We start from the raw sequence: 25,061 nt of genomic DNA on the forward strand, positions 1-25,061 counted from the left end.
TGTGCCTGCTGAGCATCTGGTATTGTCGACCGTCGGTGTGTGCTGCGGTTCGCGGCGGCCTCACCGCCGGGTCCAGGCCCGTTTCCATCACGCGGACGTCAGTGATCAGGAGTACGACAGTGGCATTGACCACCGAGCAGAAGAAGCAGATCCTCGGCGAGTACGGTCTCCACGAGACCGACACCGGTTCGCCGGAGGCGCAGGTGGCGATGCTCACCAAGCGCATCACCGATCTGACCGAGCACCTGAAGCAGCACAAGCACGATCACCACTCCCGCCGCGGCCTGCTGCTGCTGGTCGGTCGTCGTCGCCGTCTGCTCAAGTACGTCGAGAAGGTCGATGTCGAGCGTTACCGCTCGCTCATCCAGCGTCTGGGCCTGCGCCGCTGACGCAGTCCGGAAGCGACACGATCTGCATTCGCTGATCTTTTCCGATAGCCAACGGGGTACCCCTTAGACTGGGCCTCGTTGGCTATCGGTGTATGCGCCGGAATTGCCGGCGCATCACATCGCCGCCGACGGCGATGATCCGTACGCACCGACGGTGTCGGTCTTCGGTAGTGACCCTCCGGCCGCACGAGAAGTGCCGGCGGGTTTCGATCGATGGCCGCCTCCGTGAGTCGGTGCGCAGCCGTGGCCAAGGGGGCCCGGCGCCCGCGTGGGTACGGCGAAGACGAAGAGGGAAGAGAAGATTTCACAGATGACCAGTAACACCGCAGTCGAGGTCGACGAGGGCGTGTTCGAATCCGTCGCCACACTCGACAACGGGTCTTTCGGCACCCGCACCATTCGATTCGAGACCGGACGCCTTGCTCAGCAGGCCGCCGGCTCCGTCGTCGCGTATCTCGACGACGAAACCATGCTGCTGTCGGCCACCAGCGCCTCGAAGCAGCCCAAAGAGCATTTCGACTTCTTCCCGTTGACGGTGGACGTCGAAGAACGTATGTACGCAGCGGGCCGCATCCCCGGGTCGTTCTTCCGTCGTGAGGGTCGCCCCTCGACCGACGCGATCCTCACCTGCCGCCTCATCGACCGGCCGCTGCGCCCGTCGTTCGTCGACGGCCTGCGCAATGAGATCCAGGTCGTGGTCACGGTCCTGAGCCTGAACCCGAGCGATCTCTACGATGTCGTCGCGATCAACGCTGCTTCGGCATCCACTCAGATCGCGGGTCTGCCGTTCTCCGGTCCGGTTGGTGGCGTGCGCGTCGCACTCATCACGTCGGAGGAGAACAAGGCCGGCCAGTGGGTGGCGTTCCCGACGGTCGAGCAGCTCGAGAACGCTGTGTTCGACATGGTCGTCGCCGGCCGCATCGTCGGCGGAGGCGACAACCCGGATTCTGCTGATGTCGCCATCATGATGGTCGAGGCCGAGGCCACCGACAAGGTGATCGCACTCGTCGAGGGCGGCGCACAGGCGCCCACCGAGACGGTCGTCGCCGAGGGGCTCGAAGCGGCGAAGCCGTTCATCGCACGCCTGTGCATCGCTCAGCAGCAGCTTGCCGCTGCCGCCGCGAAGCCGACCGGTGACTTCCCGCTGTACCCGGCATACCAGGACGATGTGTACGCCGCGGTCGAGGCCGCTGCGTCCGCCAAGCTCGCCGAGGCTCTCACCATCGCCGGTAAGCAGGAGCGCGACGACCGCACCGACGAGGTCAAGATCGAGATCCTCGAACAGGTCGCGCCGTCGTTCGAAGGTCGCGAGAAGGAGATCGGCGCAGCATTCCGCTCGCTGACCAAGAAGCTCGTGCGCCAGCGCATCCTCCGCGATCAGTTCCGCATCGACGGTCGCGGCATCACCGACATTCGCGCACTGTCTGCCGAGGTCGCGATCGTTCCGCGCGCCCACGGTTCCGCATTGTTCGAGCGCGGCGAGACCCAGATCATGGGTGTCACCACCCTCGACATGGTCAAGATGGCGCAGCAGGTCGACTCGCTCGGTCCTGAGACGACCAAGCGCTACATGCACCACTACAACTTCCCGCCGTACTCGACCGGTGAGACCGGCCGGGTGGGTTCGCCGAAGCGTCGCGAGATCGGCCACGGTGCACTCGCCGAGCGCGCCCTCATTCCGGTGCTTCCGAGCCAGGAAGAGTTCCCCTACGCGATCCGGCAGGTGTCCGAAGCCCTGAGTTCCAACGGCTCGACGTCGATGGGCTCGGTATGTGCATCGACGCTGTCGCTGCTCAACGCGGGTGTGCCGCTCAAGGCGCCGGTTGCCGGCATCGCAATGGGTCTGGTGTCCGACGAGATCGAACTCGAGGACGGCAGCCGCGAGACCCGGTACGTCGCCCTCACCGACATCCTCGGTGCCGAGGACGCTTTCGGTGACATGGACTTCAAGGTCGCGGGTACCAAGGACTTCGTCACGGCGCTTCAGCTCGACACGAAGCTCGACGGCATCCCGTCGCAGGTCCTTGCCGGTGCGCTCTCGCAGGCGCACGACGCCCGCGCCACGATTCTCGAAGTCATGGCCGAGGCAATCGACACCCCCGACGAGATGAGCGCGTTCGCGCCGCGCATCACGACCATCAAGGTCCCCGTGGACAAGATCGGTGAGGTCATCGGCCCCAAGGGCAAGATGATCAATGCGATCACCGAAGAGACCGGCGCCAACATCTCGATCGAGGATGACGGGACCGTCTATGTCGGTGCCGCCGATGGTCCGTCTGCGCAGGCTGCGATCGACAAGATCAACGCGATCGCGAATCCGCAGCTGCCCAAGGTCGGCGAGCGATTCCTGGGCACAGTGGTCAAGACCACGGCGTTCGGTGCGTTCGTCTCCCTGCTGCCCGGCCGCGACGGTCTCGTGCACATCAGCAAGCTGGGTAACGGCAAGCGCATCGCCAAGGTCGAGGACGTCGTGAGCGTCGGATCCAAGATCCGCGTCGAGATCGCCGACATCGACAACCGCGGCAAGATCAGCCTGATCCCCGTAGAGGAAGAAGCCGCCGCTGAGCCGGCCGCTGCAGGAGAGGCCGCCACAGAGGCTGCCGAATCCTGATTTCTCGCACACACGCCCGCGTGTGGTTCTCCCACTAGAGGAGAACTGCCCGCGGGCCGTGTTGTCTCCGGACGAGGTATCCTCGAAGAAAGTCCCTGTGAGCAGGGGGCTTTCGATCCACCGGCACCTTATGCGGTCTACATCCGCGACAGCCAGGGTCTTTCGTACTCGGGTTCGAATTCACAAATTGCACCCGTTGTAACGTTTACCCAAATATGCGCGCGAGTACCCCTCGGAGTGGTTATCTGAGGGTGTGAACACGGTTGCAGCGACTGGCATCGGGGCACGCCCCGGGTTCAACTTGGCACTGGCCACCTGGGTATCTGCCATAAACTTCTGGGCCTGGAACATGATCGGCCCTCTGTCCACCACCTATGCGGGCAACATGTCCCTCAGCAGTAGTGAGGCGTCGATGCTCGTCGCGACGCCCATTCTCGTGGGATCGCTCGGCAGGATCGCCATCGGACCACTCACCGACCGGTACGGCGGTCGGTTCATGTTCATCCTGGTCACCGTCGCCTCGATCATCCCGGTGCTCGCGGTGGGTTTCGCGGGTGAAGCCGGGTCTTATCCACTGCTCCTGGTATTCGGGTTCTTCCTCGGAATCGCGGGCACGATATTCGCTGTCGGGATCCCGTTTGCGAACAGCTGGTACGACGCTTCCCGCCGAGGATTCGCAACCGGCGTCTTCGGCGCGGGTATGGTCGGCACCGCTCTGTCCGCGTTCTTCACTCCGCGATTCGTCGGCTGGTTCGGGACGATCACCACTCACGTGATCATCGCGATCGCGCTCGCACTCACAGCTGTGGTGTGTGTCGGAACGATGAAGAATTCACCGACCTTCACCCCGAACACCGACAAGGTCACTCCGAAGCTGATCGCGGCCTGCAAACTCCGCGTGACGTGGGAGATGTCGTTCCTCTACGCCATCGTCTTCGGCGGCTTCGTGGCGTTCAGCAACTACCTGCCCACATACATCAAGACGATCTACGATTTCTCGGCTGTCGACGCGGGGACGAGAACGGCAGGGTTCGCGGTCGCCGCAGTGATCGCTCGGCCCATCGGCGGTGCTCTCTCCGACCGGATTCCGCCGAAATACGTTGTGCTCGCCTCATTCGCCGGTACCGCGGTCACGGCATTCATCGCCACCCTCAAGCCTCCGCCGGACATCTGGTCGGCCACCGACTTCATCACGATGGCGGTCTTCCTGGGGATCGGCACCGGCGGCGTCTTCGCGTGGGTTGCACGGCGGTCACCGGTGAAGTCGGTCGGTAGCGTTACCGGAATCGTTGCTGCTGCAGGTGGTTTGGGTGGATACTTCCCACCGCTGGTAATGGGTGCGACGTACGACCCCGTCGACAACGACTACACGGTCGGCCTGCTACTGCTCGTCGTGACGGCCTTGGTCGCGCTGGTTTACACCGCGCTGAAACTGAAAACACGTGAACCGGCGACCGAAGCGGCAGCCGGTGCACCACAGCCACAGGAGGAATCAAAGTGACCACAGAGAAGACCGGCACGGGCGGAGCGCTCGAGGATCTCCTGGTTCGAAGTGGTCGTTTCTTCACTCCCGGAACGGGTTCCGAGGACGGCCGTACGGTCACCCGCCAGGGTGGTCGTGAAGGCGATGTGTTCTATCGCGACCGCTGGAGCCACGACAAGGTGGTTCGCTCCACCCACGGAGTCAATTGCACCGGTTCGTGCTCGTGGAAGATCTACGTCAAGGACGGGATCATCACCTGGGAGACGCAAGAGACGGACTACCCGTCGGTCGGCCCCGACCGTCCCGAGTACGAACCTCGAGGATGTCCCCGGGGCGCCGCGTTCTCGTGGTACACCTACTCGCCGACCCGGGTGCGGTACCCCTACGCGCGTGGTGTCCTCGTCGAGATGTATCGCGAGGCCAAACAGCGTCTCGGCGATCCGGTCCTCGCGTGGGCCGACATCCAGAACGACCCCGAGCGGCGCACGCGCTACCACCGGGCCCGCGGCAAGGGCGGTCTCGTGCGCGTGACGTGGACCGAGGCCACCGAGATGATCGCGGCTGCGCACGTGCACACGATCAAGGAGTACGGGCCCGACCGCATCGCGGGTTTCTCGCCGATCCCGGCGATGTCGATGGTGTCGTTCGCAGCGGGTTCGCGATTCATCGAACTGCTCGGCGGCGTCATGACCTCTTTCTACGACTGGTATGCCGACCTTCCCGTTGCATCTCCGCAGGTGTTCGGTGACCAGACGGACGTGCCCGAGTCCGGCGACTGGTGGGACGCCGCATACCTCATGATGTGGGGCTCGAATGTCCCCGTGACCCGGACACCGGACGCGCACTGGATGGCGGAGGTCCGCTACCGCGGTACGAAGGTCGTCTCGATCAGCCCCGACTACGCCGACAACACCAAGTTCGCCGACGAATGGATGCCGTGTGCGGCAGGGACGGACGGCGCCCTCGCGATGTCGATGGGCCATGTGCTGCTCAACGAGTTCTACGTACAGCAGCGGGTCCCGTTCTTCGTCGACTACGTGCGTCAGTACACGGATCTGCCGTTCCTGGTGAAACTCGAGGACCGCGACGGCGCGCTCGTGCCGGGTAAGAACCTCACGGCGGCCGACCTCGGTCACGAGGTCGAGAACGCCGCGTTCAAGCCGGTCCTGCTCGATGGCGCTACCGATACCGTCGTCGCGCCGAATGGCTCTCTGGGGCACCGTTACGGTGACGACGGCGTCGGGAAATGGAATCTGGATCTCGGCGACCTCGTACCGACATTGACGGTCGCTCCGGCCGGCGGCGCCGCGGGGGAGACCGCCTCGGTGCATCTGCCGAGCTTCGATTCGATCGACGGGCGCGGTGAGAGCATCGAACGCGGTGTCCCTGTGCGAAAGGTCGGAGAACACCTCGTGTGCACGGTGTTCGACCTCATGCTCGCGCAGTACGGCGTGAACAGGCCCGGTCTGGATCTGCCCGGGCAGTGGCCCAGTGGATACGACGATGCGGACTCGCTCTACACACCGGCATGGCAGGAATCGATCACCGGAGTCTCCGCAGAGCAAGCCATCCGGATTGCGAAAGAGTTCGCGCGCAACGCCGAGGAATCCAACGGGCGCTCGATGATCATCATGGGCGCGGGTATCTGCCAATGGTTCCACGGCGACGCCACCTACCGCGCTGTGCTCGCGTTGCTGTTGCTCACAGGGTCGATGGGCCGCAATGGCGGAGGTTGGGCGCACTACGTCGGTCAGGAGAAGTGCCGTCCTGTTACCGGGTGGTCGGCGATGGCGATGGGTACCGATTGGAGTCGGCCCCCGCGGCAGATGGCGGGTACCTCGTACTGGTATGTGCACACCGACCAGTGGCGCTACGACGGCTACCGCGCAGACGCCTTGGCGAGCCCGCTCGGGCGCGGCCGATTCCGTGACAAGCACACGATGGATGTGATGGCCTCCGCCGTCGCCATGGGATGGACTCCATTCTACCCGCAGTTCGACCGGAACAGTCTCGACGTCGCAGACGAGGCGCGTGCCGCAGGCAAGGAGATTCCGGCGTACATCGCGGAGCAATTGGCGAGCGGGGATCTCGGACTCTCCGTCACCGATCCCGACAACCCGAAGAACTGGCCCCGCGTCCTGAGTGTGTGGCGCTCGAACCTGCTCGGCTCCTCGAGCAAGGGCAACGAGTACTTCCTGCAGCATCTGCTCGGAACGGACTCGAACCTGCAGGGTGACTCCACCACCGACGGCCTGCGACCGGGGGAGGTGACGTGGACCGACGCAGTACCGGAGGGCAAGCTCGACATGCTGATGTCGATCGACTTCCGCATGACGTCCACCACGCTGTTCTCGGACGTCGTACTGCCCGCTGCGACATGGTACGAGAAGGGCGACCTGTCGAGCACGGATATGCACCCGTACATCCATGCGTTCAGTCCGGCAATCGACCCGCCCTGGGAAACACGTTCGGACTACGAAGCATTCGGTGCCATCGCGAAGGCCTTCAGTGCACAAGCGCGCACGCACCTCGGCACTCGCACCGATGTCGTGATGGGCACACTCCAACACGACACCCCGGGAGCGATGGCGTTCCCGTCCGGTACCGAGAACGATTGGCGCAAGACCGGTGAGGTTCCGGTTCCGGGAAAGACGATGGGCCCGCTCGTGGTCGTCGAGCGTGACTACGCCGCTGTCGCGGACAAGTGGTCCACACTCGGCCCTCTCGTGGACGAACTCGGGCTGACCACCAAGGGGGTGACCACCCATCCGACCGAGGAGGTCGCCGAGCTCGCCGCGAAGTTCGGTGTGATGAACACGGGCGCCGGTGCTGGGCGCCCGGCCATCACCACCGCGGAACGGATGGCCGACGTGATCCTGTCGCTCTCCGGAACCTCCAACGGCCGACTTGCGGTCGAAGGATTCAGGGAACTCGAGAAGCGCACCGGCAGACGTCTCGTTCATCTGGCCGAGGGCAGCGAAGAGCGCAGAATCACCTACGCAGACACCCAGGCCAGGCCCGTTCCGGTGATCACCAGCCCCGAATGGTCCGGCAGCGAGACCGGTGGCCGGCGCTACGCTCCGTTCACCGTGAACATCGAGGAACTCAAACCGTTCCATACGCTCACCGGTCGCATGCACTTCTATCTGGATCACGACTGGATCGAAGAGGTCGGCGAGCAGTTACCGACCTACCGGCCGCCGCTGGACATGTCGAGACTGTTCGGGGCGTCCACCATCGGGACGACGGACGGAGTCGGCCTGACGGTGCGGTATCTGACACCGCACTCCAAGTGGTCGATCCACTCCGAATACCAGGACAACCTGTTCATGCTGTCCCTGTCGCGTGGCGGACCGACGATGTGGATGAGCCCCGCCGATGCAGCGAAGATCTCGGTCCGGGACAACGATTGGGTCGAGGCCGTCAACCGCAACGGGGTGGTGGTGTGTCGCGCGATCGTCTCGCACCGTATGCCCGAAGGAGTCGTGTACGTCTACCACGCCCAGGAACGCACGATCGACGTTCCTCTGACCGAGACCACCGGCAAGCGCGGCGGTATCCACAACTCGATCACGAGGATTCTCATCAAACCGACACACATGGCAGGCGGTTACGCGCAGACGTCGTACGCCTTCAACTATCTCGGGCCCACCGGGAATCAACGCGACGAAGTGACGGTGGTCCGCCGCCGTAGCCAGGAGGTGACGTACTGATGAAGGTCATGGCGCAAATGGCGATGGTGATGAACCTCGACAAGTGCATCGGGTGCCACACCTGTTCGGTTACCTGCAAGCAGGCGTGGACAAATCGGTCGGGCACCGAGTACGTGTGGTTCAACAACGTCGAAACCCGTCCTGGACAAGGGTATCCGCGCAGGTACGAGGATCAGGAGAAGTGGCGGGGCGGTTGGGTCCGCGACAAGAAGGGCCGACTGCGCCTACGCGACGGCGGGCGCCTCCACAAGCTCGGCCGCATCTTCTCCAACCCGAAGATGCCGTCGATCGACGACTACTACGAGCCGTGGACCTACGACTACGAGAACCTCACCACCGCGCCCCTGGGCAACGACATCCCTGTGGCGGCCCCGCGCAGCCTCATCAGCGGCAAACCGATGAAGGTGGAGTGGTCGGCGAACTGGGACGACGACCTCGGGGGTTCCCCCGAGATCGTGCCGCAGGACCCGATCCTGCAGAAAGTCAACGAGGAGGTCAGACTTCAGCTCGAAGAGACCTTCATGTTCTATCTCCCGCGAATCTGCGAGCACTGCCTGAACCCGTCGTGCGTGGCGTCCTGCCCGTCGGGTGCCATCTACAAGCGCAGCGAAGACGGGATCGTGCTCGTCGACCAGGACCGCTGCCGCGGCTGGCGGATGTGTGTGTCGGGCTGCCCGTACAAGAAGGTGTATTTCAACCACAAGACCGGCAAGGCCGAGAAGTGCACATTCTGTTACCCGCGGATCGAGGTCGGGTTGCCGACGGTCTGCGCGGAGACCTGCGTCGGCCGGCTCCGATACATCGGTCTGGTGCTCTACGACGTCGACAAGGTGCTCGAAGCCGCATCCGTCCCGGACGACAAGGATCTGTACGAGGCGCAACGGCAGCTCATCCTCGACCCGAACGATCCGGAAGTCATTGCCGGTGCACGGGCCGAAGGGATCTCCGACGAGTGGATCACGGCAGCGCAACGGTCGCCGATCCACGCGCTGATCAACAAGTACAAGGTGGCGTTGCCGCTGCATCCGGAATACCGGACCATGCCGATGGTCTGGTACATCCCGCCGCTTTCGCCGGTCGTCGACGCGGTCAGCCGTGACGGCCATGACGGTGAGGATCTCGGAAATCTCTTCGGGGCACTCGAATCGCTGAGGATCCCGGTCCGATACCTCGCGGAGCTGTTCACAGCGGGCGACACCGACGTGGTCGAGGGTGTGTTGCATCGGCTCTCGGCGATGCGCTCGTACATGCGCGACGTCAACCTCGGACGCGACACCCAACCTCACATCCCGCAGGCGGTGGGCATGACCGAGGAAGAGATCTACGAGATGTACCGGTTGCTTGCGCTCGCCAAGTACGACGAGCGGTACGTCATTCCGACCGCGTATGCGGCTGAGGGGCACAAGCTCGAGGAGACCGCCACAGACTGCTCGTTGTCGTTCGACGGCGGACCGGGTATGTACGAATCGGGGCCGTTCGGTGAGTCCAGCGGGGGGCCGGTACCGGTCGCCGTCGAGACCTTTCACGCGCTGAAGCAACGACAGACAACGGAGGGTATGGCCGCGAACGCGAGCCATCCGTCGCGAGTGAACCTACTCAACTGGGACGGCAAGGGCGTGCCCGCGGGCATTTTCCCGGATCAGCACCGCGACGAAACAGAGGAGAACCGATGAAACTGCTGCGCCGCTCTGCGCGACGAGACTCGGCGGCGATTCGGTTGCAGCATCGGGCGATCCGGCAGGCGGCGTCGTTGTTGCTCGCCTATCCGGACGAGCGGACCCCTGGCCGCCTCGTGACCGTCGGCGCCCTGCTCGACCACATCACCGGGCCCGAACGCGACGCCCTGGACCGTACTGCGTCGTATCTTCACGCGACAGATCCCCTCGTGGTGGCACGCGATTACGTCGAGACGTTCGATATGCGCCGCCGTTCGACGATGTATCTGACCTACTGGACCGGAGGCGACACACGGAACCGAGGCGCGGAGATCCACGCCTTCGCGAGTGCCTACCGTGGCGCGGGAGTCGAGCCACCCGTCGGGGAGGCCCCCGACCACCTACCTGTGGTGCTCGAGTTCGCGGCGACGGTAGATCCGGAGATCGGGGAGCAGTTGCTCGCGGCACACAGGGCGCCGCTGGATGTGCTGCACACCGCGCTCGTCGAATGCGGATCGCCGTACGCCGACACCCTGACCGCGGTGTGTGCCACGCTGCCTCCCGTCACAGATCAGGAGGTGCAGCGAGCCCGTCACCTGGCAGAGACAGGGCCCCCGGCAGAGGCGATCGGTTTGCAACCGTTCACTCTCACAGTGCCGCCGCGACGCGACGGTAGTCCAGCTCGAGAAGGAGATCGACCGGCATGAGCGCGGGCGAGATTTTCTGGGACATCGTGCCGTACGTGGCCCTTGCCATGATCATCGTCGGCACGTGGTGGCGATACCGATACGACAAGTTCGGGTGGACCACCCGATCTTCACAGCTGTACGAGAGTCGGTTGTTGCGGATCGGCAGTCCGCTGTTCCACTTCGGCATGCTCGTGGTGATCCTCGGACACGTCATCGGGCTGCTGATCCCGGAGTCCTGGACGGAAGCCGTCGGTATCAGTGAGCACATGTACCACTGGGGCGCCGCGATTCCGGGGGTCATCGCGGGTGTCGCGACGCTGATCGGCGTGGCCCTGTTGGTCTACCGGAGGCGCACCAGTGGTCCCGTCTTCAGCGCGACCACCCTCAACGACAAGATCATGTATCTGGTGTTGGTTGCCGCGATCGTCGCAGGACTGGCCACGACGATGATCGGCGCGTTCGAAGGCAACGAGGCGCACAATTACCGCGAGACGGTGTCTCCGTGGTTCCGGTCGATCTGGATACTGCAGCCCCGGGGCGATCTGATGGCAGAAGCACCGCTCTCGTTCCACATCCATGTGATGATTGCGCTGGTGCTGTTCGCCATCTGGCCGTTCACGCGACTCGTCCACGCTTTCAGCGCGCCTTTCGCGTATCTGTTCCGTCCCTACATCGTCTACCGCGGGCGTGACGAAGCGTCGAAGGGCCAGCTGGTCGGATCCCAGCCTCGACGTCGAGGCTGGTGACGCGAACGTAGCAGTGATCGTCGACGGCGGCGCAGCGGTACTCGCGTGTAGTGTGTGGTGTTCCGTGCCTTGAACACAGCTCTCACCACAGGCGAATCACCGACAGCGCAGGACCGTAGAACACCCCATGGCCACAACCTTCGATTCTCTTTCATTCGACAGCCCGCCGGCTGCCGCGGACACCGGCGTACGGCGCACTGTTCTGCCGGGCGGCGTGCGAGTCGTCACCGAACATGTGCCCGGTGTGCGATCGGCAGCAGTGGGCGTGTGGGTGGGTGTCGGCTCCCGCGACGAGCAGCCCTCGGTTGCGGGAGCTGCTCATTTTCTCGAGCACCTGCTGTTCAAGGCGACCCCCACGCGCACAGCCCTCGACATTGCCGAACTCATCGACGGGATCGGTGGCGAGCTCAACGCGTTCACCAGCAAGGAACACACCTGCTTCTACGCGCACGTACTCGACGACGATCTGCCGATCGCGGTCGATGTCGTCGCGGACGTGGTGTTGCGCGGTAAGTGCCGCAGCGTCGACGTCGATGTCGAGCGTCAGGTGGTGCTCGAGGAGATCGCCATCCGCGACGACGACCCCGAGGATCTGCTGGGCGATGCTCTGTTGACTGCGCTATACGGTGATCATCCCGTGGGCCGTCCGATCATCGGTTCGCCGGAATCGATCGAATCGATGACCCGCAACCAGTTGCACTCGTTCCATGTGCGCCGCTACACGCCGCAGCGGATGGTGGTCGCGGTGGCGGGCAACGTCGATCATGCACACACGGTCGAGCTCGTCCGCAGGGCATTTGCAGGCCATCTCGATGAGTCCGCCCAGGCGGCACCGCGTCGCGAAGGGACATTGCGGTTGCGCACCGCACCCACTTTGAGCATCACCGATCAGGACAACGAGCAGGCGCACTTGAGCCTCGGCGTCCGCGCATTCGGCAGACACGATCCTCGACGTTGGGCGCTGTCGGTCCTCAACACTGCGGTCGGAGGAGGCCTGAGCTCACGGTTGTTCCAGGAGGTGCGGGAGAAGCGAGGGCTCGCGTACTCGGTGTACTCGGGTGTCGACACGTTCGCCGACACGGGTGCCTTCTCGACATATGTCGGGTGCCAGCCCGAGAATCTCGGCGACGTCGCCTCGGTGGTGCGTGAAGTCCTCACCGAGGTTGCCGAGCACGGCATCACCGACGCGGAGTGTGCGCGCGCGAAAGGGTCACTGCGGGGCGGACTCGTACTCGGACTCGAGGACACCGGCGCCAGGATGCATCGGATCGGACGTAGCGAACTGAGCTATGGGCGGCATTGGGGGATCACCGAGACTCTGGAGCGCATCGCCACCGTCAGCACCGAGCAGGTGCGTGAGGTCGCCGGTGAAGTGCTCCGGCGTCCCTACGCGGCGGCGGTCGTGGGGCCCTATCGGCGACCACGCGACCTCCCGGCGTCCGTGCGCAGTGTCGTGGCCTGAGCTCGCGACTCATCCCGCCATCCCGACGATCGTGCCGGTTGCGTAGGCTTTCTCGAGAGTACGGCGACGGGAAGGGCGTGGATCGGTGGCGGACAAGACAGGTCTTCGAGTAGGGGTCCTCGGGGCGAAGGGCAAGGTGGGTCAGGCCATCTGCGACGCGGTGGATGCCGCACCAGACCTCGAACTCGCTGCGAGGGTCGACAAGGGCGACGACCTCGATACCTTTGTCACGTCAGGAACCCAGGTCGTCGTCGACTTCACCCATCCCGACGTTGTGATGGGCAATCTGCAGTTCCTGATCGAGAACGGTATCCACGCCGTTGTCGGCACCACCGGTTTCGACGACGCACGCCTCGAACAAGTCCGCGGATGGCTCGCCGCGAAACCGGAGGTCGGCGTGCTCATCGCACCCAATTTCGCGATCGGCGCCGTACTGTCCATGCGATTCGCGCAGGCCGCCGCGCGCTTCTTCGATTCCGTCGAGGTCATCGAACTCCACCACCCGAACAAGGCCGATGCGCCGTCGGGCACCGCGTACCGCACCGCCCGGTTGATCGCCGAGGCCCGTGAGGCAGCCGGAGTGGGGCGCAGCCCCGACGCCACCAGCACCGAACTCGAGGGCGCGCGTGGAGCGGACGTCGACGGCGTCCGGGTTCACTCTGTGCGGTTGGCGGGTCTGGTGGCACATCAGGAAGTGCTGCTCGGCACGCAGGGGGAGACGCTCACGATCCGGCACGATTCGATCGATCGGTCGTCGTTCGCTCCCGGTGTGCTCCTCGGCGTCCGTGAGGTCGGCTCCCGGCCCGGGCTGACCGTCGGAATCGACCCCCTGCTCGACCTGTGAGTTCGTCAGCATCCACCGGTCGCGATGTCGCGAAGGTGGTCCTCGCGATCGCCTTCATCGTCGCGGCACTCGCGTTCTACTTCGTGAGACTCGGACACACCGGGATCTCGCTGATCACCAGTGGTGAGGCGGTCTCGATCGTCTTCGGCATCGGCGTGTTCCTGCTCCCGCTCGTGGGTGTGTGGATCGTGTACGCGACGCTGCGTGCGGGACTGGACCACCAGCGACTGTCCCGGCGCATCCATGAAGAAGGCCTCGACCTCGATGTCGGCGACCTTCCACGGATGGCCTCGGGACGGATCGAGCGCGACGCTGCGGACGAGTTGTTCCAGTCGGTGAAAGCGGAGTGGGAATCCGACCCCGACAACTGGCGTAACTCGTATCGCCTCGCCCGTGCGTACGATTTCGCGGGCGATCGCAGCCGGGCGCGCGAGACGATGAAACGTGCTGTGGCCCTGGAGAAATCCGAGCGCCACGGTGAGGTGTAGCGGACCGCCGTAGTCTGCGGGCATGACCGAAGAGAATTCTCGCACCCTGCTCGTGGTCCACCACACCCCGTCGCCGTTCATGCAGGCCATGTTCGAAGCAGTGCTGGCGGGCGCGACCGACCCCGAGATCGAAGGTGTGACCGTGATCCGACGGCCTGCGCTCACCGTCTCGCCGATCGACATGCTCGAAGCGGACGGTTATCTGCTCGGCACACCCGCCAACCTGGGGTACATCAGCGGTGCACTCAAACACGCGTTCGACGTCTGCTACTACCCGTGCCTCGATTCGACACGTGGCAGGCCCTATGGGTTGTACGTTCACGGCAACGAGGGCACGGAAGGCGCCGAGCGCGCCGTCGACAGCATCACGACGGGACTCGGCTGGGTCAAGGCCGCCGACTACGTTGTCGCGTCGGGTAAGCCGAGCAAGAGCGATCTCGAGGCGTGCTGGGAACTCGGTGCGACCGTGGCGGCCCAGCTGATGGATTGACCGTGGCGGCCGGGCTCACTACCGGAAGTTCTTCTCCACGAATTTCGTCAGGCCCTTGCCCGCGGTCTCGATCGCGGTCTTTTCCGCACGGCGTACCAGGAATCCGGGCACGGGGATCTTGGGATCGATGGTGAGAGCGAAGTCGACCGTGGTCCCGTTGTCGGTTGCGGTGAGCGTGTAGGCGCCGTCCTGCACGTTCTGCTGGGCGCTCTCCACAAGGGTCCACGACATCGACTCGTTGCCATTCCACGAGTAGTCGACGACCTGCTCGTCGGTGATGCCGATGATGGACACGGTCATGCGGACGCGGTGCGGCCTGCCGTCGGGGTGGGTGCTCTCGATCGTCACGGACTTGTGCGTCGACGACCATTCGGGGAGTCGCTCGACTGCTGCGATACCCGCCATCACCTGCTCCGGTGTCGCCTTGATCTCGAAGCTTCTGGTGCTGCTGACGGCCATGACTACTCCACCCCTCGGGTCCGCATCTTCGCGGACTGTGCCTTCGCGTGCGACGGAAATCTACCCCACCGGCACGCCGGGGGCGCGTCAGTCGGTCGGCCGGTCGTCGGTGCTGCCGGTGGGGTCGTCGCCGGCGGAATCGGCCGGTGCGGGTTTCTCGGTGTCGGCCGGAGCTTCGGCGGGGGGCTCGGGTGCCGGGGGTGTGGTGGTGGGTTTGGCGGTGGGCCAGCGCCATTCGTCGGCGCGGCGCTGGTAGCGCATCTGCTCGCGCAGCGCGCCCTGGACTGCTTGTCCCACCCACGAATTGAGCGAAACCCCGCTCTGCGCGGCAGCTTCCTCGGCGCGGGTCTTGATCTGCTCGACGAGGCGCAGCGTGACGCGGCTGATGTCGCCGGTCATCTCCTCGAAGGTCGGGGGAGTGTCGTCGGGTTCGGATGCGTGGCCGTCATGGACCTCGACGACCGCGTCGGCTCCGTCGAGGCGGACGGTGACTCTGCGGTCGCCGAGTTGTTCGGACACCTGGGAGGCCAGGTCGGACAGTGCGCTCAGGACTGCGAGCCGGGCGGGGGCGGCAACGGCGGTGGCGAGGGCAGCGGCAGTGCGACGAGTCTGCTCGTCGCCCAGTTCTGCGGCGTTCCGCACGGAGTCGGCGATGGCATCGGTATAAACATCGATATTCATGACGTCAGTGTGACGTCATGAATGATGTCAGTCAACCGTCGGGGTTGATGTCACTCGGGAGAGTTGCTCGACCGAGCGCTAAGGTCGAGCAGCAACACCGTGCGGAACCGCGGAAGGGAGACGAGCGTGGCGCCGGAACCGATCGGACCGAGGGTCAGGCTCATCGCCAAGACGGAATTCCTGCCGCCCGACGACGTGCCGTGGAGTACCGATGCCGACGGCGGGGAAGCGCTCGTCGAGTTCGCCGGCCGCGCGTGCTATCAGAGCTGGTCGAAGCCGAACCCTCGGACTGCCACCAACAGTGGGTACCTCAACCACCTTCTCGCCGTCGGTCACGATTCGGTGCTCGAACATGCGACGGTCACCTTCTACATCACCGGTATCTCCCGGTCGTGCACGCACGAACTGATCCGGCATCGACACTTCTCCTTCTCTCAGCTCTCTCAACGGTTCGTCCCGGGTGGGGATGCACCGGTCGTCGTCCCCCCTGCCATCGAGGACGACCCTGAGCTCGAAGCCTTGTTCTTTCGCGCAGCAGAACGCAGCCGCGACGCGTACGTCGAACTCATCGACGCGCTCGACGAGAAGCTTGCGCACCTCCCGCCCGGACCTCTGCGAGCCAAACAGGTCCGTGAAGCCGCGAGAGCCGTCCTGCCGAACGCGACCGAGACCCGGATCGTGGTGACCGGCAACTATCGGTCGTGGCGGCACTTCGTGGCGATGCGCGCCACCGAACATGCCGACGTCGAGATCCGGAGGCTCGCCGTGGAATGTCTGCGGCAGCTCACCGAGGTGGCACCGAACGCCTTCTGCGACTTCACGATCAACACGCTCTCCGACGGTACCGAAGTTGCCTCCGGGGGCTTCCAGATCGACGGCTGAAAACGCTGCCTGCCCGTGTCGTACACGAGCCGTGTTCCGGGTGGCAGCTTCTACGCGGTAGCCTTCTGACCATGACCAACGGTGATTCCGCAACTGCTGTCGAGCTTCCGTTCGGCACCATCGCAACAGCGATGGTGACCCCGTTCACTGCCGAGGGCAAGCTCGATATCGATGCGGGTGTGCGCCTCGCGAGCTATCTCGTCGAGGGTGGCTGCGACGCACTGGTTCTCGCCGGCACCACCGGCGAATCGCCCACCACCACCGAGAACGAGAAGATCGAACTGATGCGGGCGGTGCTCGCCGCTGTCGGCGACCGCGCGAAGATCATCGCGGGCGCAGGAAGCAACGACACCGCCCACAGCGTCGAGCTTGCCCGCGACGCCGCTCGTGCGGGGGCCCACGGTCTGCTCGTCGTCACCCCGTACTACTCCCGGCCGCCGCAGGCCGGCCTCTACGCGCATTTCGTTGCGGTGGCCGATGCCACCGATCTTCCGGTCATGATCTACGACATTCCGCCACGCTCCGTCGTCCCGGTCGAAACGGAGACTCTGCGCCTGCTGGCGGAACATCCCCGCATCGTCGCGGTCAAGGACGCCAAGGGCGACCTCAACGCCGGTGCAGAATTGATCGGTACCACCGACCTGAAGTTCTATTCCGGCGACGACCCACTGAATCTGCCGTGGCTCTCCGTCGGAGCCGTCGGTTTCGTGAGCGTCATCGGACACCTGGTCCCCGGACGCCTACGCGAACTGCACGCCGCATTCGTCGAAGGCGACCTCGAACTCGCACGGAAGATCAACCTGTCGTTGATCCCCATCTACCGTGCGGTCGCGCGGCTCGGCGGGGTGAGCGCCTCCAAGGCCGGCTTACGCCTGATGGGAATCGATGTCGGGGAACCACGTCTACCGCAAGTGGCCCCGGTGACCGCCCAGATCGACGCGCTGGCCGCGGATCTGCACGCAGCGGGGGTGCTGTGATGAGCCGTCCCAACCGTGGCCGTGGTCGCGCGACCCGCAACGCCGGGCCTCCGACATCCAAGCCCACCCGTCGCGTCCCTCAGAACTCCGCCGCTACCAAGCGCCCCGACGCGAGACCAGCGACCGATCCCACCGCCCGCCTCGGTACGCCGCCGAAGGCCCCGAAGACCGGCCTGCGCGTCGTCGCACTCGGCGGCATCGGCGAGATCGGCCGCAACATGACGGTGTTCGAGCACCAGGGCCGTCTGCTCATCGTCGACTGCGGTGTGCTGTTCCCCGAGGACCAGCAGCCGGGCGTCGACTTGATCCTCCCTGACTTCCGGTACATCGAAGACCGCCTGGACGACATCGACGCGGTCGTCCTGACCCACGGACACGAAGATCACATCGGCGCGCTGCCGTTCCTGCTGCGACTGCGTCCGGACATCCCGGTCGTCGGCTCGAAATTCACGCTCGCGCTCGTTTCCGCCAAGTGTCGCGAACATCGGCTGCGCCCGAACCTCACCGAGGTCACCGAAGGGGAGCGGACCACCCACGGACCGTTCGAGTGCGAGTATTTCGCCGTCAACCACTCGATCCCGGACGCGATCGCGGTCGCGATCCGCACCACAGCCGGCGTCGTGCTGCACACCGGCGACATCAAGCTCGACCAGCTTCCGCTCGACAACCGGCTCACCGATCTCGCCGGGTTCTCACGCCTCGGCGACGAGGGCGTCGACCTGTTCCTCGTCGACTCCACCAACGCGGAGGTTCCCGGGTTCGTGACCCCGGAACGCGAAATCGGCGGCGTGCTCGACAACGTCATCGGCAAAGCGAAGAACCGTGTCATCGTCGCCTCGTTCGCGAGTCACGTGCACCGCATCCAACAGGTCGTCGACGTTGCACACCGCTACAACCGTCGGGTCGCGTTCGTCGGGCGTTCGATGGTGCGCAACATGCAGATCGCGCAGGATCTCGGCTACCTCAACGTGCCGGACGGCCTCGAGGTCAACATCGACACAGCGGCGTCGCTGCCGGACGATCGGCTCGTGCTGGTCTCGACGGGTTCGCAGGGCGAACCGTTGTCGGCCCTCTCGCGAATGGCGCGCGGCGAACACCGCCAGATCAACGTCAAGGAGAACGACCTCGTAGTCCTTGCCTCGTCGCTGATCCCGGGCAATGAGAACTCGGTGTTCGCGGTAGTGAACGGGCTCGCCAAACGCGGCGCCACTGTCGTCACGCAGCAGAACGCGAAAGTTCACGTCTCGGGCCACGCCTCGGCCGGTGAGCTGTTGTACCTGTACAACGCGGTGCGACCGACCAATGCGATGCCGGTGCACGGCGAGTGGCGTCATCTCCGTGCCAATGCGGCGCTCGCGGAAGCGACAGGTGTACCGAAAGAACGGATCGTGCTCGCGGAGGACGGCGTTGTCGTCGACATGGTCGACGGGCTCGCGGAGATCGTCGGCCGGGTACCGGTCGGCCATGTGTACGTCGACGGTCTCTCCGTCGGCGACGTGGGCGAGTCCACCCTGTCGGACCGGTTGATCCTCGGCGAAGGTGGCTTCATCTCGATTTCTGTCGCCGTCGATGCCACGACCGGTCGTGCGGTGAGCGCACCGGAGGTGTCGGGGCGAGGGTTCTCCGACGATCCGACCGCGCTCAACGAAGCAGCGCAACTGGTGGACAAGGCACTCAACGAACTCGCCGCGGAAGGCGTGACCGAAACGCACCGTATCGCGCAGGGCATCCGTCGTGTCGTCGGTCGGTGGGTCGCCGACACATACCGGCGCCGGCCGATGATCGTTCCCACGGTCATCGCGGTCTCCTGAGGCACCTGCCTGGATCGGTGGTGCCGTCGTTCTAGTTGCTCGTTAGAGTGGCGGAATGAGCCTTGCCCGACGTGAACGGCATGCCTTGGTCAAAACGATGTCGGAGGTCGGTCCGGAAGCCCGGACGCTTTGTGGTGACTGGACGACACGCGACCTCGCGGCGCATCTGCTGGTGCGCGAACGACGCATCGACACGATGCCCGGAATCATGATCCCGGCGTTCGCAGCGCACACGGAGAAGGTCCGCCGCGAGGTGACCGACCGTCAGTGGGCGCACCTGCTCGCCGACATCGATTCCGGGCCTCCCAAGTGGTCGCCCCTGTATCTCGTCGACTCGGTGGCGAATGCCACCGAGATGTTCGTGCACCACGAGGACGTGCTCCGGAGCGTTCCGGGATGGGAACCGCGTCCCCTGCCCGCGGACGATGAAGATCAACTCTGGAAGTATGCGCGGACCATCGGTCGCACAAGCTACGGAGGCACCGACATCACCGTCGTGTTCGAGCGCGTGGGCGGTGAGCGAGTGACCGTGCGCAAGCGAGGGCCGCGCACCGTCGTATTGAGCGGACGACCGTCCGAATTGCTCCTCCACGCGTTCGGGCGTGACGAGGTGCGCCTCGAACAAGACGGGGCCGAAGCGGATATCGCCGAGCTCGCGGGTTCGAGAAGGGGACTCTGAGCAGCACGCATCGTCGCCGGGGAGCAGTCTTCCGGTTCGGTGCTGTGACCAGTGCCGCCGTGTGGGCCCCGTGTTGCTGATGGTTCGCCAGTGGGCCATGCGGCTACCCTGGCGGATATGGCAGGAAAGTCGGGTAGCCGCGCATCGTCCGCCGCGACCTCTCGGTCGCGGTCGGGTACGCGCGCGTCGACCTCATCCGGTCGAGCGGAGGCTGCCGCCACCAGATCGACCTCGTCTGCGAGAAAACCCGCCGCGCGTTCCGCGAAGGGTTCGTCTGCGAAGAAGTCGGCACCGAGGAAACCTGCCGCGAAATCCTCGAGTTCCAAGTCGCCCAGCAAACGTCAGCCTCAGGCTTCCGGTGCGCGTGCCTCGTCCGCGGCGCGCCGAACCCCCGCGAGGCGCCCGCGGGGAGGTTCCGCCGCGCCACCTCGCCGAGCATCGGGAGGACTGCTCACAGCGATCGGCAAGAGCGTCGGTGCCACCTGGTTCATGATCGCCAGGGGACTCGGTGCCACCACTCGAACAATGGGACGCGCGACCGATATCGAACACGGTCACCGTCGTGACGGAATCGCACTCGGTCTCGTCGCGTTCGCGGTGGTTGTCGCAGGTTCCGTGTGGTTCGGCGTTGGCGGCCCGGTCGGGGAGTGGATCGAAACCGGAGTGCGGGCGGTCACGGGAGGGGCGAGTGCCGTATTACCTCTCGTCGCCGTCGGTGTGGCGGTGGTTCTCATGCGGACCGAACCCTGGCCCGAAGCGCGCCCGCGCCTGGTACTCGGGTCGTTGCTCGTCGCGCTTCCTGCGCTGGGACTCTGGCACATCGCGTCCGGCTCACCCACCGACGCCGACGGGCGCTCGGAGGGCGCGGGATTCGTGGGTGCAGCGGTCGGCGGTCCGGTCACCGCCGGCCTGACGGTGTGGTTGTCGGTACCGCTGATGTTGATGGCCATGGGTTTCGGGATCCTGCTGATCACCGGCACCACAATCCGTGAACTACCCGAACTCTTCCGCGACTTCTTCGGCCTGCCCTACCGCGAGGACGACGGGTACGGGCATCACGACGAGTACGGTCCATACGACCCCGAGCACGACGGCTACTCCGACCATCTCAATCCCCTGCTCTACGAGGACGACACCGAGAAACCGCGGTCGCGCCGTCGCCGGACCCCCAGCGAGAACTACCCGACCGACGAGTTCGACGGCGACGCACGCACCGAGGTCCTGCCGCTGTGGGACGAGCCGGATACGTCGCAGGCACCCGAGCCGGAACCGGAGCCGGAAGCTCCGAAACCGCGAGCCCGCGCCAAGCCGAAGGCGTCCACAGCCGCGGCGGCCGTGCCGACGCCCGCCCCGCCGGAGCCCGCTTCCGACGTCATGGAGCCTCTCGTTCCGGACCGGGTCGTCGAGGGCGACTACACACTGCCGTCCCTGTCCCTGTTGATGGAGGGCGACCCGCCCAAGACTCGCTCGGCGGCCAACGATCAGATGATCGAGGCGATCACCGAGGTCCTGGAGCAGTTCAAGATCGACGCAGCGGTCACCGGTTTCACCCGAGGCCCGACCGTCACGCGATACGAGGTCGAACTCGGGCCCGGTGTCAAGGTCGAGAAGATCACTGCCCTCGCACGAAACATCGCGTACGCAGTCGCGACCGACAACGTCCGGTTGCTCGCACCGATTCCCGGGAAATCCGCGGTCGGCATCGAGGTACCCAATTCCGATCGTGAACTCGTACGCCTGTCCGACGTACTGGGGGCCGCTTCCACTCGGCGCGATCACCACCCGCTCGTCATCGGTCTGGGTAAGGACATCGAAGGCGACTTCGTCTCTGCGAACCTTGCGAAGATGCCGCACCTCCTTGTGGCAGGTTCCACCGGCTCCGGAAAGTCCAGTTTCGTCAACTCCATGCTGGTGTCGCTGCTCATTCGTGCGACACCGGAGGAAGTGCGAATGATCCTCATCGACCCGAAGATGGTCGAACTGACGCCGTACGAGGGCATTCCACACCTGATCACACCGATCATCACGCAGCCGAAGAAGGCTGCAGCCGCACTGGCGTGGCTCGTCGAAGAGATGGAGCAGCGCTACCAGGACATGCAGGCCAACCGAGTACGGCACATCGACGACTTCAATGCGAAGGTGAAGTCGGGCGAGATCACCGCGCCGCTGGGCAGTGAGCGTGTCTACCGCCCGTATCCGTACATTCTGGCCATCGTCGACGAGCTCGCGGACCTCATGATGACCGCGCCGCGCGACGTCGAGGACGCGATCGTGCGGATCACCCAGAAGGCTCGTGCCGCCGGTATCCACCTCGTATTGGCCACCCAGCGGCCATCTGTCGACGTCGTGACCGGCCTGATCAAGACGAACGTGCCCTCACGGCTCGCGTTCGCGACGAGCTCGCTGACCGACTCGAGGGTCATCCTCGATCAGCCCGGCGCCGAGAAGCTCATCGGTATGGGCGACGGACTCTTCCTGCCGATGGGTGCAGGCAAACCGATCCGCATGCAGGGCGCCTTCATCACCGACGAGGAGATCTCGGCGGTGGTCGAGTTCTCGAAGACTCAGGCCGAGCCCGAGTACAACGAGGGCGTCACGGTTCCGAAGGCCGGCGAGAAGAAGGATGTCGATCCCGACATCGGCGACGACCTCGATGTGTTCCTGCAAGCGGTCGAACTCGTGGTCACGAGTCAGTTCGGATCGACGTCGATGCTGCAGCGCAAACTCCGCGTCGGGTTCGCGAAGGCCGGCCGTTTGATGGATCTCATGGAGACCCGAGGCGTGGTGGGCCCGAGCGAAGGCAGCAAGGCTCGTGAGGTACTCGTCAAGCCGGATGAGCTCGACGGTCTGCTCTATTCGATTCGGGGCGGTGGCGATGCGGCCGAAGGTGACGACGGCGGCATGTGACGTGTCGCGGCGTGCGCCGCGTGGTGCATGTGGCACAATCGTGACAGCTGTGGAGGGGAGTATCCCCTTATTCGCGGCAGTCTCGTCAACACGTTCGGCACCGCTGTCGCTCCGGGACTGCCGGTCCGGGATTCGTTCCCGGGCGGGAGAGACCTCCGGCAGGTACATACCTACCGGAAGGCCGAGTGCATATGCACGTCACATTGGCGACCTGGTTGATCACGATCGCAGTGATCATCGGGCTGTTCGTCTTCGATTTCTTCGCTCACGTCCGCAAACCACACGCGCCGACCCTTCGGGAATCCGGTTTCTGGTCCGCGGTGTTCATCGCCATCGCGATCGTCTTCGGTGTCGTCGTGTTCCTGGTGTGGGGACCGACCTACGGCGGCGAGTACTTCGCCGGCTACATCACCGAGAAGGCGCTGTCGGTCGACAACCTGTTCGTCTTCGTCATCCTCATGGCGACGTTCGCAGTACCACGTGAATTTCAGCAGAAGGTCCTCACGATCGGGATCGTGCTGGCGTTGGTGATGCGCGGCATCTTCATTGCGGTCGGAGCCGCCGCGATCAACGCCTACAGCTGGGTGTTCTACCTGTTCGGATTCTTCCTGATCTACACGGCCGTCAAGCTCATCCGAGACCACGGCGATGAAACCGAGAGTGTGTCCGAGAACAAGATGGTTGTTCTCGCCCGCAAGTTCCTGCCGGTCCACGACGAATACGACGGCGACAAGCTCGTCACTCGGATCGACGGCAAGAAGATGGTCACCCCGATGCTGCTGGCGTTGCTCGCGATCGGCTTCACCGACATCCTCTTCGCGCTCGATTCGATCCCGGCGATCTACGGACTGACCAGCGAGCCGTATCTGGTGTTCACCGCCAACGCCTTCGCTCTGATGGGGCTACGCCAGTTGTTCTTCCTCATCGGTGGTTTGCTCGAGCGCCTTGTCTTTCTCTCGTACGGCCTGTCGGTGATTCTCGGCTTCATCGGCGTCAAGCTCATCCTCCACGCTCTGCACGAGAACACACTCGGATTCATCAACGGTGGCGAACACGTGATGGTCCCGGAGATCTCGACTGCGGTGTCGCTGATCGTGATCGTCGGGGTGCTCATCGTCACCACGGTCGCGAGCTTGATCAAGTCTCGACACGACGACAGGCGGCAGAACGACGAGCCCGGTGACCACACGTCCGGGGCGAAGGGCCTCAGTCGTTGAACACACCCATCACCGGATTCCAGCCGGTGATCCGGACGGCGTCGATCAGCGTCAGCTGAGCGAACGGATCCTGCGCCATCAGTTCGTGCGCTGATGCCTCGTCGGCGACGTCGATGAGGATCAGCGCGCCGGAACCGTCTGCCCAGGGCCCAGTTGCTCGCACCGTGCCTTTCTCGACCAGATCTCCGAGCCAGGCACGGTGCTTCGGGCGGTGCTCGTCGCGGGCCGCGGTGGTGGCATCGGAGTAGGTGTATTCGACAGCAAACAGGGCCATGGGTTCTCACTTCCGTACAGGGTCGACGGTTCGGGATTCTCGGATCGCGGGGTCGAACTCACAGGGTCAGCAACATCCGGGTGTTGCCGAGCGTGTTGGGCTTCACGTAGCTCAAGTCCAGGAATTCCGCGACGCCCGTATCGTACGACCGGCACATTTCTGCGAAAACCTCGGAGGTGACCGGCGTTCCGTCGATCTCCGCGAACCCGTGGCGTGCGAAGAACGAGACCTCGAAAGTGAGGACGAAAAGCCGTTCGAGTTCGAGTTCACGTGCGACCTCGATCAAGCGCGAGACGATGAGGTGCCCTGTGCCGCGTCCGGTGACTTGGGGGTCTACCGCGATGGTGCGAATCTCGCCGAGATCCGACCACAGAACGTGGAGAGCCCCGCACCCGACCAGTTTGCCTCCGAGTTCGGCGACCCAGAACTCCTGAACGGATTCGTACAAGGTCACGAGATTCTTCTCGAGCAGAATCTTCCCGGCGTAGATGTCGATCAGCTGTTTTATCCCCGGCACGTCGGAGGTTCGGGCGCGCCGCACGACAATCCGGTCGTTCGTGTCCTGTTCGTGGGCCGGTGAAGTCATGCGGTGAACAGTAGCGCG

21 protein-coding genes are annotated in these 25,061 nt (G+C 64.7%); 17 read left to right on the forward strand and 4 right to left on the reverse strand.

Annotation, left to right across the window (positions count from 1 at the left end; genetic code table 11):
• Positions 1–119 precede the first annotated feature (119 nt).
• From rpsO to MWU77_RS15225, 11 genes are all read left to right on the forward strand, one after another.
• Complete coding sequence (gene rpsO, locus MWU77_RS15175; RefSeq protein WP_054713197.1) at positions 120–389, forward strand: 30S ribosomal protein S15; 270 nt, start codon at positions 120–122, stop codon at positions 387–389.
• Between the two features lie 310 nt (positions 390–699).
• The gene (locus MWU77_RS15180) at positions 700–3,000 is read left to right on the forward strand and encodes a polyribonucleotide nucleotidyltransferase (RefSeq protein ID WP_247274161.1); all 2,301 of its coding nucleotides are present in this window, start codon (positions 700–702) and stop codon (positions 2,998–3,000) included.
• A gap of 253 nt (positions 3,001–3,253) precedes the next feature.
• Positions 3,254–4,501: a nitrate/nitrite transporter gene (locus tag MWU77_RS15185; protein ID WP_308198809.1), complete on the forward strand. Its 1,248-nt coding sequence runs from the start codon at positions 3,254–3,256 to the stop codon at positions 4,499–4,501.
• A complete protein-coding gene (locus tag MWU77_RS15190; RefSeq protein WP_169688735.1) occupies positions 4,498–8,196 on the forward strand; it encodes a nitrate reductase subunit alpha in 3,699 nt (1,232 codons plus the stop codon). The genes MWU77_RS15185 and MWU77_RS15190 overlap by 4 nt, the downstream gene beginning before the upstream one ends.
• The gene (gene narH, locus MWU77_RS15195) at positions 8,196–9,869 is read left to right on the forward strand and encodes a nitrate reductase subunit beta (RefSeq protein ID WP_169688736.1); all 1,674 of its coding nucleotides are present in this window, start codon (positions 8,196–8,198) and stop codon (positions 9,867–9,869) included. Before MWU77_RS15190 ends, narH begins: the two co-directional genes overlap by 1 nt.
• A complete protein-coding gene (gene narJ, locus MWU77_RS15200) occupies positions 9,866–10,558 on the forward strand; it encodes a nitrate reductase molybdenum cofactor assembly chaperone (protein WP_247274163.1) in 693 nt (230 codons plus the stop codon). The genes narH and narJ overlap by 4 nt, the downstream gene beginning before the upstream one ends.
• Complete coding sequence (gene narI, locus MWU77_RS15205; RefSeq protein ID WP_247274164.1) at positions 10,555–11,286, forward strand: respiratory nitrate reductase subunit gamma; 732 nt, start codon at positions 10,555–10,557, stop codon at positions 11,284–11,286. The genes narJ and narI overlap by 4 nt, the downstream gene beginning before the upstream one ends.
• A 127-nt stretch (positions 11,287–11,413) precedes the next feature.
• On the forward strand, positions 11,414–12,748 hold the full coding sequence (locus tag MWU77_RS15210; RefSeq protein ID WP_247274165.1) for a pitrilysin family protein: 1,335 nt from the start codon (positions 11,414–11,416) through the stop codon (positions 12,746–12,748).
• Positions 12,749–12,833: 85 nt separating this feature from the next.
• Positions 12,834–13,592 (forward strand): 4-hydroxy-tetrahydrodipicolinate reductase, encoded by a 759-nt coding sequence (gene dapB, locus MWU77_RS15215; RefSeq protein ID WP_169688740.1) that lies wholly within the window; start codon positions 12,834–12,836, stop codon positions 13,590–13,592.
• Positions 13,589–14,080, forward strand: coding sequence for a hypothetical protein (locus MWU77_RS15220; protein WP_169688741.1), 492 nt, complete (start codon positions 13,589–13,591; stop codon positions 14,078–14,080). The genes dapB and MWU77_RS15220 overlap by 4 nt, the downstream gene beginning before the upstream one ends.
• A 22-nt stretch (positions 14,081–14,102) precedes the next feature.
• Positions 14,103–14,570 (forward strand): flavodoxin family protein, encoded by a 468-nt coding sequence (locus tag MWU77_RS15225; RefSeq protein ID WP_247274166.1) that lies wholly within the window; start codon positions 14,103–14,105, stop codon positions 14,568–14,570.
• An 18-nt stretch (positions 14,571–14,588) separates the two neighbouring features.
• Here the strand turns inward: MWU77_RS15225 and MWU77_RS15230 are convergent, their stop codons facing one another.
• Both MWU77_RS15230 and MWU77_RS15235 read right to left on the reverse strand, forming a co-directional pair.
• Positions 14,589–15,029 carry an SRPBCC family protein gene (locus MWU77_RS15230; RefSeq protein ID WP_169688758.1) on the reverse strand — a complete coding sequence of 147 codons (441 nt, stop codon included), beginning with the start codon at positions 15,027–15,029 and terminating at the stop codon, positions 14,589–14,591.
• An 87-nt stretch (positions 15,030–15,116) separates the two neighbouring features.
• The gene (locus MWU77_RS15235; RefSeq protein ID WP_169688759.1) at positions 15,117–15,710 is read right to left on the reverse strand and encodes a toxin-antitoxin system HicB family antitoxin; all 594 of its coding nucleotides are present in this window, start codon (positions 15,708–15,710) and stop codon (positions 15,117–15,119) included.
• Positions 15,711–15,836: 126 nt separating this feature from the next.
• Between MWU77_RS15235 and thyX the strand changes: the two genes are divergently transcribed.
• The 6 genes from thyX to MWU77_RS15265 all read left to right on the forward strand — a co-directional run bounded on the left by thyX (position 15,837) and on the right by MWU77_RS15265 (position 24,183).
• Positions 15,837–16,592, forward strand: coding sequence for an FAD-dependent thymidylate synthase (thyX, locus tag MWU77_RS15240; protein WP_247274167.1), 756 nt, complete (start codon positions 15,837–15,839; stop codon positions 16,590–16,592).
• Positions 16,593–16,663: 71 nt separating this feature from the next.
• On the forward strand, positions 16,664–17,569 hold the full coding sequence (dapA, locus tag MWU77_RS15245; RefSeq protein ID WP_169688761.1) for a 4-hydroxy-tetrahydrodipicolinate synthase: 906 nt from the start codon (positions 16,664–16,666) through the stop codon (positions 17,567–17,569).
• The gene (locus tag MWU77_RS15250) at positions 17,569–19,380 is read left to right on the forward strand and encodes a ribonuclease J (RefSeq protein WP_169688762.1); all 1,812 of its coding nucleotides are present in this window, start codon (positions 17,569–17,571) and stop codon (positions 19,378–19,380) included. Before dapA ends, MWU77_RS15250 begins: the two co-directional genes overlap by 1 nt.
• Before the next feature lie 55 nt (positions 19,381–19,435).
• Positions 19,436–20,059, forward strand: a complete 624-nt coding sequence (locus MWU77_RS15255; protein WP_169688763.1) for a TIGR03085 family metal-binding protein — start codon at positions 19,436–19,438, stop codon at positions 20,057–20,059.
• A gap of 117 nt (positions 20,060–20,176) precedes the next feature.
• Positions 20,177–22,966 carry a DNA translocase FtsK gene (locus tag MWU77_RS15260; RefSeq protein WP_247274168.1) on the forward strand — a complete coding sequence of 930 codons (2,790 nt, stop codon included), beginning with the start codon at positions 20,177–20,179 and terminating at the stop codon, positions 22,964–22,966.
• A 191-nt stretch (positions 22,967–23,157) separates the two neighbouring features.
• Entirely contained in the window at positions 23,158–24,183 is a 1,026-nt protein-coding gene (locus tag MWU77_RS15265; RefSeq protein WP_169688764.1) for a TerC family protein, read from the forward strand.
• Here MWU77_RS15265 and MWU77_RS15270 read toward each other — a convergent pair.
• Together MWU77_RS15270 and MWU77_RS15275 are read right to left on the reverse strand one after the other, a co-directional pair.
• Positions 24,173–24,457, reverse strand: a complete 285-nt coding sequence (locus tag MWU77_RS15270) for a YciI family protein (protein WP_169688765.1) — start codon at positions 24,455–24,457, stop codon at positions 24,173–24,175. The genes MWU77_RS15265 and MWU77_RS15270 overlap by 11 nt on opposite strands.
• A 58-nt stretch (positions 24,458–24,515) precedes the next feature.
• The gene (locus MWU77_RS15275) at positions 24,516–25,043 is read right to left on the reverse strand and encodes an amino-acid N-acetyltransferase (protein ID WP_206040028.1); all 528 of its coding nucleotides are present in this window, start codon (positions 25,041–25,043) and stop codon (positions 24,516–24,518) included.
• Positions 25,044–25,061: the final 18 nt, after the last annotated feature.

Source organism: Rhodococcus sp. F64268, from assembly GCF_023015605.1.
GTDB lineage: Bacteria > Actinomycetota > Actinomycetes > Mycobacteriales > Mycobacteriaceae > Rhodococcus.